At 72.2% G+C, this 11,955-nt stretch carries 12 protein-coding genes; 11 read left to right on the top strand and 1 reads right to left on the bottom strand.

All coding sequences use genetic code 11. The features are described 5' to 3' along the window. Window positions 1-140 precede the first annotated feature (140 nt). Window positions 141-608: an SPW repeat protein gene (locus tag RV983_RS34700; RefSeq protein WP_475989679.1), complete on the bottom strand. Its 468-nt coding sequence runs from the start codon at window positions 606-608 to the stop codon at window positions 141-143. A 344-nt stretch (window positions 609-952) separates the two neighbouring features. Here RV983_RS34700 and RV983_RS34695 point away from each other — a divergent pair, with 344 nt between their 5' ends. The 11 genes from RV983_RS34695 to RV983_RS34645 all read left to right on the top strand — a co-directional run bounded on the left by RV983_RS34695 (window position 953) and on the right by RV983_RS34645 (window position 11,893). Next, window positions 953-1,519: a type 1 glutamine amidotransferase domain-containing protein gene (locus RV983_RS34695; protein WP_475989678.1), complete on the top strand. Its 567-nt coding sequence runs from the start codon at window positions 953-955 to the stop codon at window positions 1,517-1,519. A 106-nt stretch (window positions 1,520-1,625) separates the two neighbouring features. Beyond that, entirely contained in the window at window positions 1,626-2,303 is a 678-nt protein-coding gene (locus RV983_RS34690; RefSeq protein WP_475989677.1) for a maltokinase N-terminal cap-like domain-containing protein, read from the top strand. Between the two features lie 644 nt (window positions 2,304-2,947). Then, window positions 2,948-4,114, top strand: coding sequence for a glycogen synthase (gene glgA / locus RV983_RS34685; RefSeq protein WP_475989676.1), 1,167 nt, complete (start codon window positions 2,948-2,950; stop codon window positions 4,112-4,114). A gap of 53 nt (window positions 4,115-4,167) precedes the next feature. Then, the gene (gene glgC, locus RV983_RS34680; RefSeq protein ID WP_475989675.1) at window positions 4,168-5,385 is read left to right on the top strand and encodes a glucose-1-phosphate adenylyltransferase; all 1,218 of its coding nucleotides are present in this window, start codon (window positions 4,168-4,170) and stop codon (window positions 5,383-5,385) included. Window positions 5,386-5,503: 118 nt separating this feature from the next. Next, window positions 5,504-6,427, top strand: coding sequence for a DMT family transporter (locus RV983_RS34675; protein WP_475989674.1), 924 nt, complete (start codon window positions 5,504-5,506; stop codon window positions 6,425-6,427). Window positions 6,428-6,524: 97 nt separating this feature from the next. Next, window positions 6,525-7,022, top strand: a complete 498-nt coding sequence (locus RV983_RS34670; RefSeq protein WP_475989673.1) for an SPW repeat domain-containing protein — start codon at window positions 6,525-6,527, stop codon at window positions 7,020-7,022. Window positions 7,023-7,172: 150 nt separating this feature from the next. After that, window positions 7,173-7,646 (top strand): ATP-binding protein, encoded by a 474-nt coding sequence (locus tag RV983_RS34665; protein WP_475989672.1) that lies wholly within the window; start codon window positions 7,173-7,175, stop codon window positions 7,644-7,646. Between the two features lie 210 nt (window positions 7,647-7,856). Beyond that, window positions 7,857-9,974, top strand: coding sequence for a SpoIIE family protein phosphatase (locus RV983_RS34660; RefSeq protein WP_475989671.1), 2,118 nt, complete (start codon window positions 7,857-7,859; stop codon window positions 9,972-9,974). Window positions 9,975-10,111: 137 nt separating this feature from the next. Then, entirely contained in the window at window positions 10,112-10,486 is a 375-nt protein-coding gene (locus tag RV983_RS34655) for a hypothetical protein (protein ID WP_475989670.1), read from the top strand. Between the two features lie 407 nt (window positions 10,487-10,893). Beyond that, entirely contained in the window at window positions 10,894-11,232 is a 339-nt protein-coding gene (locus tag RV983_RS34650) for an STAS domain-containing protein (protein ID WP_475989669.1), read from the top strand. 100 nt (window positions 11,233-11,332) lie between these two features. Then, window positions 11,333-11,893, top strand: a complete 561-nt coding sequence (locus RV983_RS34645) for a hemerythrin domain-containing protein (protein ID WP_475989668.1) — start codon at window positions 11,333-11,335, stop codon at window positions 11,891-11,893. Window positions 11,894-11,955 lie beyond the last annotated feature (62 nt).

Below are 11,955 nucleotides of genomic sequence, written 5' to 3'. Positions count from 1 at the left end.
CAGTAGACCGCCGGGACGGCGCGAGTGCCAGATCGGCCCCGGGGAACGGAGGAGGACGGCACCGGCAAGCGGCGCCGCCCTCCTCCGTTCCCCGTCCGGCGGTCCGGGAGACCGCCCGGCAGGCGTCCTGCCGATGTCGCTCAGACGCGCCGGCCCGGCTTGGGGTCGGGCATCTCGCTGCGCATGCGGCTCACGCCGGGACGCATCGTCGCCGCCGCCGCCGCGAGGGCGAGCATGATCACGCCGACGATCACATTGTTGATGATCGTGCGGGTCGTGGCGACGCCTCCGGCGATGCACCACGGCGAGATGATCGTCCACAGACCGATGATCGCCGCGGCCCACGCCATGGAGTGCGTGCGCTCGAACGCCCGCCCCACGCCGCCCATCAGCATGGCGTACGCGACGCCGGCGATCAGGTTGGCGACCGCGATCGTCGACAGGCCGTTGAAGCCGACGATCCATGGAGACGCGGCCAGGTAGGTGCCTGTGACCAGGCCCATGGCCTCGATCGCCTGCCCCCGGTTGGTCGCCGTCGTCCGCTCGTACTCGGCGCGGAGCTCAAGAAGGTCCGGGTGCTCCTCGATGCTCGGTCGCGTGTAGGCCATCGAAACCATCTCCGCTCATTTCGGGCTTTTCGACCATCAAATACCCCTGTTGGGGCAATTGAGTCGTCCGAATCGAGATGGATTGGCGTGGGCACGGCGGCACGGAGTGAAGCGCGGGACAACGGTCACGGAAGGTCGTTGAGTCATCGCGCATGGTCACGGGTTCCGGCGGTGGGACCCGGCGGACGGCGCCCGTCGCGCGGACGCCCGCAACAGGTCCCACATATGCCAATATTCCGTACGTCCGGGATAAAAGATTCATCATGCACGTTTCCGGGGCGGGGGGCCGGGCAGGCACCGTTCGTCCAGGCAGCCGCCCCACGGCACTCGTGAAAGGCACCACCATGGCCGACAACCCCCTCAGTGGTCACCGCGTCCTGGCGATCGCGACCAACTACGGCGTGGAGCAGGACGAACTCGTCGTCCCGACCGAGCACGTACGTGACGAAGGCGCCGACGTCACCATCGCCGCCGCCATGGACGAGCCCATCGTGACCCTCGTCGGGGACAAGGATCCGGGCAGGACCGTGCAACCGACCACCACCCTCGCCAAGGTGGACCCGTCCGACTTCGACCTGCTCCTCATCCCCGGCGGCACGATCAACGCCGACGCGCTCCGCCAGAGCGAGGACGCGATCGGCATCGTCCGCTCGTTCGTCTCCTCCGGCCGGCCCGTCGCCGCGATCTGCCACGGCCCCTGGGCGCTGGTGGAGGCCGACGCCGTACGGGGCAAGACCCTCACCTCGTACGCGTCGCTGCGCACCGACATCGGCAACGCGGGCGCCGCGTCCTGGGTCGACGAACCGGTGGTCAGCGACAGAACCGGTGGGTGGACCCTCGTCACCTCCCGTACGCCGGACGACCTCGACGCCTTCGTGACGGAGATCGACAAGGCCCTCACCGGCCGCTGAACCGGCACCTTCGCACCCCGGCCCCCGGCCCCCCGGCCCCCCGGCCCCCCGGCGCGGATGGAACGATGGGCGCACAGCGCTCGCCGAGGGAAAGGCCGCACAGGCAATGTCCTTGATTCACCACACCACACTGTCGCCCACCAAACTGGAACTGCTCACCCAGTGGCTCCCCGGGCAGCCGTGGTACGCGGGCGCGGACAGGCAGCCGGAACTGACCAAGGCGGGGGGCTTCCGTCTGGACGACCCCCAGAACGAGGTCGGCATGGAGTTCATGGTGGTCACCGACGCCAGTGGTGACGGGGCGGCGTACCACGTGCCGCTCACCTACCGCGGGGCCCCGCTGGCCGGGGCCGAACACGCGCTGATCGGCACGACGGAGCACGGCGTACTGGGCACGCGCTGGGTCTACGACGGCACCCACGACCCGGTGCTCGTGGGCCAGTTGGCGGCCCTCGTCCGCGGTGAGGCGCAGGCCCAGGCGCAGAGCCTGAGCGACACCCCCGATCCCACCGTCGGCCGCTCCTGGTCCGGGCCCGCGCAGGCCCCTGCCTCCGGCTCCGGCTCCGTGGTGGACGGCCCCGACGGCACCACGGACGTCGTCCTGGAGGGCGGCCGGGCCGGGCGGCTGGTCCTGCGGGTGGTCCGCGCGCTGCGCCCGGACGCGGACGCCGCGGCGGTGGGCAGCGACGGGCTCGGCCACATCGACGCCCGCTGGCAACGGCCCGACGGCGCCGAGGCCCGCGCCGTCTTCGTCACCGTCCACCACGGGACACCCGCCGCATAGCCGAGGAAACCAGTGCACGGCGGTTCACCGTGGTCCGCACCGGCCCATGCGCACGCCCGGATCGGACCGCCGGCCGCACTGCGCCCGGCGCCGAGGTCGTGGTCGTGGTCGCCAGGTGTGACCCGCACCGGTCACGGGAGGCCGCCGTCGTGTTCTGCTGCACCGGCGCCACCGGCCCGGTGATCCGCCGCGCGTGGCTCGCGCCCGGCCCGCACCTCAGTTCCGTCGGCGCCTCCCACGGCCCGGAGGCCGAAGCCGACAGCGCGCGGGACGCGTTGCCCTTCGCCGAACGGCCCGGCGCCGCCGCCTCCCCTCCACCGGCAGGCCCGTCGGCCTGCTCGGGTCCGTCCTGTCCGGCGACCACCGCGGCACCGGCACCGGCACCGGGCTGACCCTCTTCAAGTCCACCGGCCACGCGCCCCTGGACGTCGCGGCGGCCCACGTGGTCCACGCCGTCGCCCGCTCCGCGGGGTGGGGCGCGACCGTGCACCTGTGACCCCCGGGGCGGACGACAGGCGGCCGCCCGGCAGTTGAACAGCGGGCGGCCCCCTCCACAGATCCACGGCGACGGCGCACAATGCGGATCGAACGACGTTCCGCGGGGCAGGGATGTCCCGACACGGCGACGCAACCGGGAGGCGCCCGTGAAGGTGGCCCTGCTCACTCGTGAATACCCGCCGGACGTGTACGGCGGCGCCGGCGTCCATGTCGAGTTCCTCGCCCGCGAGCTGCGGACCCTGACGGACCTTCAGGTCCACTGCTGGGCGGGGGCGGGCGCGGACGACCCGGCCGGGGTGTTCCGGCACGCCGCGGACGGCGGCCTCGCCGGGGCCAACGAGGCGCTGCGGAGCCTGTCGGTCGACCTGTCGATGGCCGCCGCCCTGACCGATCGCGACCTGGTGCACTCGCATACCTGGTACGCCAACCTCGGCGGCCACCTCGGCAAGCTCCTGCACGGCATCCCGCATGTGATGACCGCCCACTCGCTCGAACCGCTGCGCCCCTGGAAGGCCGAGCAACTCGGCGGCGGTTACGCCCTGTCCGGCTGGGCGGAGCGCACCGCGATCGAGGCGGCCGACGCCGTCGTCGCCGTCTCGCACGGTATGCGCACGGACATCCTGGAGTCCTATCCGGCCCTGGACCCGTCCCGCGTGCACGTCGTGCACAACGGCATCGACACGCGGCTGTACCGGCCCGACCCGGACAAGGCCGTCCTGCACGCCCAGGGCATCGACCCCGGCCGCCCGTACGCCCTGTTCGTCGGGCGCATCACCCGGCAGAAGGGCGTCCCGCATCTGCTGCGCGCCGCCCGCCGCCTGGACCCGGACATCCAGCTCGTGCTGGCCGCGGGGGCCCCCGACACGGCCGCCATCGACGCGGAGTTCCGCGACCTGGTGGAACAGCTGGGCCAGGCGCGCAGCGGCGTCATCTGGATCCCCGGCATGCTGCCGCGCCCCGAGGTGGTGCAACTCCTCACGCACGCAGCGGTGTTCGTGTGCCCGTCGGTCTACGAGCCGCTGGGCATCGTCAATCTGGAGGCGATGGCCTGCGGGACCGCGGTCGTCGCCTCGGCTGTCGGCGGCATCCCCGAGGTGGTGCGGGACGGCGTCACCGGGGTACTCGTGCCGTACGAGGAGAAGGACCCGGCCGCCTTCGAGGAGGGCCTGGCGGCCGCCGTCAACGCGGTCGTCGGCGACCCCGCCACGGCCGCCCGGATGGGTGCGGCGGGCCGGGACCGCGCGGTGGCCGAGTTCGGGTGGGACGCGGTGGCCCGCCGCACGGTGGACGTGTACGAGCGGACCCTCGGGTGAGCGGGCAGGCGAGGAACCCGGGAACAGCGACGGACCAGGGGTAGGGGGAAGCGATGCGCGGCGGACCTTCAGTGCTCGGAATCGTTCTCGCGGGCGGGGAGGGGAAGCGGCTCATGCCGCTCACCGCCGACCGCGCCAAACCGGCCGTGCCCTTCGGCGGCGCCTACCGGCTGGTGGACTTCGTACTGTCCAATCTCGTCAACGGCGACATCATGCGCATCTGCGTGCTGACGCAGTACAAGTCGCACTCCCTGGACCGGCACATCACCACCACCTGGCGGATGTCCAACCTGCTGGGCAACTACGTCACCCCGGTCCCGGCGCAGCAACGCCTGGGCCCGCGCTGGTTCCTCGGCAGCGCGGACGCCATCTTCCAGTCGCTGAACCTCGTGTACGACGAGCAGCCGGACTACATCGTCGTCTTCGGCGCCGACCACGTGTACCGGATGGATCCCCGTCAGATGCTGCGCCAGCACATCGAGAACGGCGCGGGCGCCACCGTCGCCGGGATACGCGTCCCCCGTGACCAGGCGTCGTCCTTCGGCATCATCACCCCGGCCGCGGGCGGCATCCGCGTCGAGGAGTTCCTGGAGAAGCCGACCGACCCGCCGGGCCTGCCGGGAGACCCCGACCACGTCTACGCCTCCATGGGCAACTACATCTTCACCACGAAGGTGCTGCTGGACGCCCTCCACCAGGACGCCGAGGACGACGACTCGGTGCACGACATGGGCGGCAGCATCATCCCCCTGCTCACGGGCAAGGGCCAGGTGCAGGTCTACGACTTCGACGACAACCACGTCCCCGGCGAGACCGCCCGCGACCACGGCTACTGGCGGGACGTCGGCACCCTGGACGCCTACTACGACTCCCACCTGGACCTGATCTCGATCAACCCGGTCTTCAACCTGTACAACAACCAGTGGCCGCTGTACACCCACTCCCTGCGGCTGCCGCCCGCCAAGTTCGTCGCCGGGGGCATCGCGAGCGAGTCCATGGTCAGCCCGGGCTGCATCATCTCGGGCCAGGTCACCCAGTCCGTCCTGTCACCGGGCGTGGTGGTCGAGGAGGGCGCCGTCGTCCAGGGGTCGGTCCTCCACGACAACGTCCGCATCGGCCGCGGAGCGGTGGTCCGCCGGGCCATCCTCGACAAGAACATCACGGTGCCGCCGGGCGCCGCCATCGGCGTCAATCCCGGCCGGGACCGCGAGCTGTACCACGCCTCGGCCAACGGGATCATCGCGCTCGGCAAGGGGCAGCGCGTCCTCTGACCGGGCTCCGGCCGGCTTCGGATCCGCGCGCGGCGGCCGACGCGTCGCGCGCGTGCCGGACGGACGTCACCGATTAGTTTGGTATCGGCGTGGGAGGTGAGGCGAAGGAGATTCCCGGGTGCAGACCGTCCTTGCCGTGCTGTTCGCGCTCCTCGCGGCCGCCAGCAACGCGCTGGCCACCGTGCTCCAGCGCTACGCCGCACGCACGGTGCCGCTCGCGGAGGGGCTGAAGCTCGCCCTGATCGCGGAGCTGCTGCGCAAGCCCGTGTGGCTCGTCGGCTTCGGCGCGGTGATCGCCGCGGCCGCCTTCCAGGCCCTGGCCCTGCTCAACGGCGAGCTGACCCTCGTCCAGCCGCTCTTCGTGCTGGAACTGCCCTTCGCGCTGTTCCTCGCCGGAATCGTGCTGCGCCGGTGGCTGCCGCCGCGCGGATGGGCAGCCGTCGGCTGCATGGTCGTGGGGCTGGGCATGGGACTGTGGGCGGCGTCGCCCAGCGGCGGGGTGAACCAGCCGCGTCCGGCCCTGTGGGCCGCGGCGCTGCCGGCCTGCGCCGCCGCCGTCCTGGTCCTCGTCGCGGTCGCCGTCCGCCGCCCGGAAGGGCGGGTGCGCGCCACGTGCTTCGGGTTGAGCGCGGCGGTCTGCTACGCGCTGACCGCGGGGCTGCTGAAGGACGCCACGCAGGTCTGGAGCGACAAGGGCGCCGCGGCGTTCTTCACCGCCTGGCAGACCTACGGCTTCGCCCTCGTCGGTGTCGCCGCCGTCTTCCTCCTGGAGAACGCCATGCAGTCGGGGCCCCTGGTCGCCTCGCAGCCCGCGCTCACCCTGGGGGACGCGACGGTGAGCCTCGCGCTGGGCGTCACCGTGTTCGAGGAGCGGCTGCGGGGCGGCTGGTACGCCGTTCCGATGCTGCTCGGCGCACTCCTGGTGGTGTGCGGCGCGCTGGTCCTCGTCCGCGTCCCGCTCGTCCACACACTCGTCGGACCGGACGGCTCCGGCGGAGGGAAGGACGGCGAGGACGGACAGGCCACCGAGGACGCCCGCTGAGAGCCGACAGGACGTTCCGCTCACCGTGCATCAAAATGGGACTGACATCCACACCCCCGCCGGTCGCCCCACCGGGCGACGCGCAGGAGGGAGCACCATGTCCGTGGCGAACCGTCCCCCCGTCCGGCCCCTGGTGGAGCCCCACTACAACGCGTCGATCGTCGACATCCGCGACTCGCTGCTCACCGTTCCGCTGCTGCTGATCGGCGGATGGCTCTTCGCGGCGGGCTGGCCCCTGGCCTACCCCAACACCCCCATCGCCAACGGCGCGCGCATGGTGGATCTGGTCTTCGCCACCATCGTGATCCTCAACGGGCTCTCCCGTATCTCGAGGACACGCGGCGAGGCCGGCGACATCGTCACCATCGTGTGCGGAGCCTGTCTGGTCGCCTCACCCTTCGTGTTCGGCTACTTCGGCGAAGGCTCGGGAGCAGGGCTCGCGTACCTCAGCCAGATCGTGACGGGCGCCGCGCTCATGGTCCTCGGACTCGCCAGCCTGGCCCTCTTCCGGCGTGGCCGGTCCGTGGCCCGGCGCGCCGAAGCGGACGCGGCACGCACCGGCGACAGGACCGCGGTCCGGACCGGGGCCCGCTGACCGGACCGGTCCGTGAGCCAGCCGTGACCTGCGCAGGTGGCCTCCGGAGAGCGTCCCGGAGCGGCAGCGGACATCTCGAGGTGTGATCCCGCCTCATCGGGGCACACGCATCTGAGCAGATGTGCAAGGGCGGCACGAAGGCGGATCCGGATGTACGAGGCTGTGCAGGGTGGTGACCGGACGTATCCGGGCACACGACCGATTGCGGTGACCGCCGCGTACGAGGGCAGTGAGCAGATCGCCGAGGCGCGCGACCTCGCGCGCGACTTCCTCACCGATGTGCAGGCGGTCCACGGTCTGCCGGTCTCGGACCGGGTGATGGTCACGGTGCAGCTCGTGGTCAGCGAGCTGGTGACCAACGCCCGCAAGTACGCACCCGGACCGTGTCTGCTGACCCTCCAGATCAGCGACGGCACCGTCGAGGTGACCGTCTGGGACAGCGACACGACGCTTCCGGTGGCCCGGGCCGCCGATGCCGACCGGGTCGGCCAGCACGGCCTGGAGATCATCATGGCCGTCTGCCAGAGCTTCGAGGTCCACCGGCAGCCCGTGGGCAAGCGCATCACCGCCCGCGTCGTGCTGGCCGACGACCCGGACGGGGACATCGCGGGCCGCAACCCCTGACCGGCACATACCGGTACAGACCGGCCCGCGGAGCGTCTCCGGCGCGTAAATGACTCAGCCGGACGGCCCGGGGGTAGGCGAGCCGTCGAGAAGTCATCGGCACGTACGCGGTCGCGCGTCTCCGGGGAAGCGCGGCGGGCGGCAGCCGTTACGACGGCCGGACTCCGGCCCGCGGCGGCCGCTCGGGTGGGGCGAAAGGAGAAGCCCACGATGAGCGAAGTGGATCGCCAGCCGCTCGACGTGGGCCGCCCCGAAGCCGCCGCGCTGGGGCCGAGCGGGCTCATGGACATCCTCGGCGTCGCGGCAGTCCTGCTGGAGGCCGACGGCCGCATCGACATGTGGAGCCCGCAGGCCGAGCAGCTGTTCGGCTACCCGGCGGACGAGGCGGTCGGGCAGTACGCCGCCCTGCTGCTCGTGGACCCCCGGCACCATGACGCGGCGATCCAGCTGTTCACAGAAGTGATGGAGACCGGCCGCAGCTGGGCCGGCGCGTTCCCGATCCGCTGCAAGGACGGCAGCACACGGCTGGTGGAGTTCCGCAACGTACGGCTGACGGACAGCATCGGCGGCTGCCACGCGCTGGGGCTGGCCACCGACCGGCCGCGCCTGCAGACGATGGAGCGGGGCCTCGCCCTGGCATACCAGCTGGTCGCGCAGTCGCCGATCGGCCTGGCGGTCATGGACACCGGCCTGCGGTACCTGTCGGTCAACCCGGCGCTGGCCCGGATGCACGGCCTTCCGGAGGACGACCACATCGGCCGCCCCTTCCGGGAGGTGCTGCCGCGGCCCGAGTTCCGCCAGGCCGAGGAGACCCTGTGGGAGGTCCTGGACACCGGCGTCCCCGTGGTCGACCGGTACGTGGTCGGCCGCACCGCCGCGGACCCGGACAACGACCACGCCTGGGCCGTCTCGTTCTACCGGCTGGAGGACCAGAACACACTCGTGCTGGGCGTCGCGTGCTCGGTGGTCGACGTCACCGACCGGCACAGCGCCTCGCTGGAGGCCGACCGGGCCCGCCGCCGCCTCGCGCTGATCGCGGACGGCTCGGCCCGTCTCGGCACCACTTTGGACGTGGAGCAGACCGCGCGGGAACTGGCGGACGTCGTCGTGCCGGAGCCGGCCGACATGGCCGCGGTGGACGTCCTCGACGCCGTTCTCGACGCCGTTCTCCAGGACCAGGACACAGAGCCCGGGGAGGACGCCCCCGTCTTCAGGACCCTGGCGTCCAAGACCACGCAGTCGACGCGGGCGGCACGCCTGGTCGTGGAACCGGAGGTCCTCGTGACCTACCCGCCCGGCCATCTGGCGGCGCTCTGCGTACGTACCGGCCGTGCGCAGTTCATCACGCACGTCGGCGACGGGGACCTGGTGCGCATCAGCCACAACGAGGACGAGGCGGCGAACCTCGCCGAGGCCGGGGTGCACACGGCCATGGCGGTGCCCCTCATCGCCCGCGGCCGCGTCCTCGGGGTCCTCGGGCTGGGGCGTGCGCGCGATCCCCAGCCCTTCGACGAGGACGACGTGACCGTCGCCTGGGAACTGGCCTCCCGCGCCGCGGTGTGCATCGACAACGCCCGCCTGCACCAGCGCCTGCGCAGTACCGCGGAGACCTTGCAGCGCAGCCTCCTGCCGCAGCTGCGCCCCTGCCACCCCTGTCTGGAAGTCGCCGCCCGCTACCGTCCGGCACAGGCCAGCAGCGAGGTCGGCGGCGACTGGTACGACGTCATCGCCCTGGAGGACGGCAAGGCCGTGCTCGTCGTCGGTGATGTCATGGGCAGCGGGGTCCCGGCGGCCACGACCATGGGCCGGCTGCGGGCCGCCGCCTCGACGCTCGCCGTACTCAACCTCGAACCGGCGCAGATCCTACGAGAGCTGGACAAGATCATCCAGGGGCGGGAGCACGCCGACCACTCCATCGCCACGTGCGTGCTGGCGGTCTACGACCCGGACCGGGGCGAGTGCCGTGTCGCCAACGCCGGCCACCTCCCGCCGATCGTCGTACGCGCCGGCGAACGGCCCGAACTGCTCGACCTGCCGACCGGCACCCCCCTGGGCGTGGGCGGTGTGCCGTTCCAGAACACCGTGGTCCGCCTGGGCCTCGGCGACGCCCTCGTCCTGTACACCGACGGACTCGTCGAGACGCGCGACCAACCCATCGACGAACGCCTTGCCGTGCTGGTCGACCTCCTCCGCGCCGAGGACCGTTCCGTGGAGGAAACCTGCGACCGTCTGCTCGCAGAACTGCGCCGGCCCGGGTGCCGCGACGACGTCGCTCTCCTGATCGCGCGCTCGCGGCCCCGCATGCCGGCCGCGGCACCGGCGGGCTGACGACGACCGCACGCCGCGCCGCGGGCGACCGAATCCGGTCAATCGCGCCGTCGGCCCGCTCACCGGGCGTTCCGGGGGTAGAAGCGAGCCGGGTGGCCGGACGGTCCGGACCCCGTGGCACCGCCGTGGAGGCGTCGATGCGGGAGGACTGCGCGCTCAGCGTCGAGGAAGTCCGGGCACTGAACGGGATCGAGGGCCTGCTGCGGCGCGACCGCGAACTCGCCCGGTGCCTGCGGACGATGCGCCCGCACACCCGGCGGCGGGACGCGGCGGCGCGTTTCGCCCGGTGGCCGCGTGCACTGCTGGTGACCTTCCTGGGCGGGAGCAGCCTCGCCCTGCTGCTGGCGGCCGCGATGACCAAGGACGGTCCGCTGCTGTGGGCCTTCGCCGTCGCGTGGGTGGCCACCCTGCTGTCCGCGACCTGGCCGGCCGCCTCTTGGTGGAGCCGGTGGGTACGCCTGCGGATGCCGCGCCCTCGGTGGGGGATGCGGCGCGGAATGCGGCGCGCCTGAGCGTCCGTGCGGCGGGGTTCCCCGGCGGGCGCCATCCGATGTGCGGGCATCGCGTGGTGGCGGCGTGCGGGAACTGTGCCCATCCGCCGGAGGAGGTGCGACGTCCGGCGTACCCGGCGTGCCGGTGAACCCGCAGGCGGGGGGCGTTCGGGCGGTCCGTCCCCGGCGGGCGGGCGGCTGTTCTCCGCTGACCACGGCCCTGGCCTGCCCGTTCCCGTTGTGCAACGGTAAGGGGACATCAGCCTGGTTTGGTACTCGTTCCGCGCCGTCCTCCCGGCCGCCCTTCGGCCGGCGGAAAGGTACGGGCCTCCTACTGGATTCCGCGTGCGCCGTATGCGCGCGGATGGCGGCAGTCGAACCCGACAGATGCCGCGATGGGCTCCGGCTCCCCCGAAGGAGCAGGAACCATGACCACCGCCCTGACCGTGGCACCCGAGCGTCACGCCGATCGCCTCACCCTCTGCCTGACCGGCGAGATGGACATCGACAACTGCTCGCGCGTCAACGAAGCACTCCGCCTCGACGGCTGCACCTCCGTCGTCCTGGATCTGGCCGGACTGACCTTCATGGACTCGTCCGGCGTCAATCTCGTCCTCCGGCTGCGGCACCGGCTCGGCCCCGAGGGCGTCCACCTGGCCCTGCAAGGGGTCCAGGGCCAGCCCCGCCGCCTCGTGACCCTCGTCGGCCTGCAAGATGTCGTCGAGATCGAGCCCGCGGCCCAGGCCGCTCCCGCCGCCGCGCTCTGAGGGTTCCGTCCGGGTGCCGTGATCCCCCGCGCGCAGGCGTGCGCTCCCCATGACCGGGCAGCCGTCCGAAGACGGATCATCAACCCGGAAGGAGAACGTGATGGGACACGGCGGCAACATCATCGCGGAGCTCATGGCCGACCACCACGAGGTCGAGGAGTACTTCGCCCGCCTTCAGGCCCTGCCGGTCGGCGACAAGCAGCGCAGGAACGTGACGGACGAGGTCACCATCGAGTTGGTGCGGCACTCGGTGGCCGAGGAGATGTACCTGTATCCGGCCGTCCGCGAGCACGTGGCCGGCGGGGACGCGCTGGCCGACAAGGAGATCCGGGAGCACGCCGAGATGGAGCGGGACCTCAAGGAACTGGAGAACGTCGAGGTCGGCGATCCCCGTTTCGACGAGCTCGCGCGGAAGCTGATCGTCGACGTCACCGAGCACCTGCGGGAGGAGGAACAGCAGTTGTTCCCCGCCCTCGCGCAGGCCTGCACCCCCGACGAGCTGTTCGCGCTCGGCGAGAAGGTGCGCCGGGCCAAGCACGTCGCGCCGACGCGCCCGCACCCGAGTGCGCCGGACACCCCTCCGGCCAACAAGATCCTGGCCCCCGGCACGGGCCTGGTGGACCGGGTCCGCGACTTCGTCACCGGGCGCGGGCGGTCCTGAGGCGCGGAGTCACTGCCCGGGGGCATGGGCGGAGCGGTCTCGACCGGCGGTGGGTTTCTCCC

The sequence above is a fragment of the Streptomyces sp. RLA123 genome (genome assembly GCF_056270165.1).
The sequence above is the reverse complement of the archived record's forward strand: the minus strand, read 5'-3'. Positions and strand labels throughout refer to the sequence as shown.

Coding starts and splice junctions, on each gene's coding strand:
- RV983_RS34655 (WP_475989670.1), top strand. CDS start 10,112: ATGCGGGAGGACTGCGCGCTCAGCGTCGAGGAAGTCCGGGCACTGAAC.
- RV983_RS34690 (WP_475989677.1), top strand. CDS start 1,626: ATGTCCTTGATTCACCACACCACACTGTCGCCCACCAAACTGGAACTG.
- glgC (WP_475989675.1), top strand. CDS start 4,168: ATGCGCGGCGGACCTTCAGTGCTCGGAATCGTTCTCGCGGGCGGGGAG.
- RV983_RS34695 (WP_475989678.1), top strand. CDS start 953: ATGGCCGACAACCCCCTCAGTGGTCACCGCGTCCTGGCGATCGCGACC.
- RV983_RS34660 (WP_475989671.1), top strand. CDS start 7,857: ATGAGCGAAGTGGATCGCCAGCCGCTCGACGTGGGCCGCCCCGAAGCC.
- RV983_RS34665 (WP_475989672.1), top strand. CDS start 7,173: ATGTACGAGGCTGTGCAGGGTGGTGACCGGACGTATCCGGGCACACGA.
- RV983_RS34650 (WP_475989669.1), top strand. CDS start 10,894: ATGACCACCGCCCTGACCGTGGCACCCGAGCGTCACGCCGATCGCCTC.
- RV983_RS34700 (WP_475989679.1), bottom strand. CDS start 608: ATGGCCTACACGCGACCGAGCATCGAGGAGCACCCGGACCTTCTTGAG.
- RV983_RS34645 (WP_475989668.1), top strand. CDS start 11,333: ATGGGACACGGCGGCAACATCATCGCGGAGCTCATGGCCGACCACCAC.
- RV983_RS34670 (WP_475989673.1), top strand. CDS start 6,525: ATGTCCGTGGCGAACCGTCCCCCCGTCCGGCCCCTGGTGGAGCCCCAC.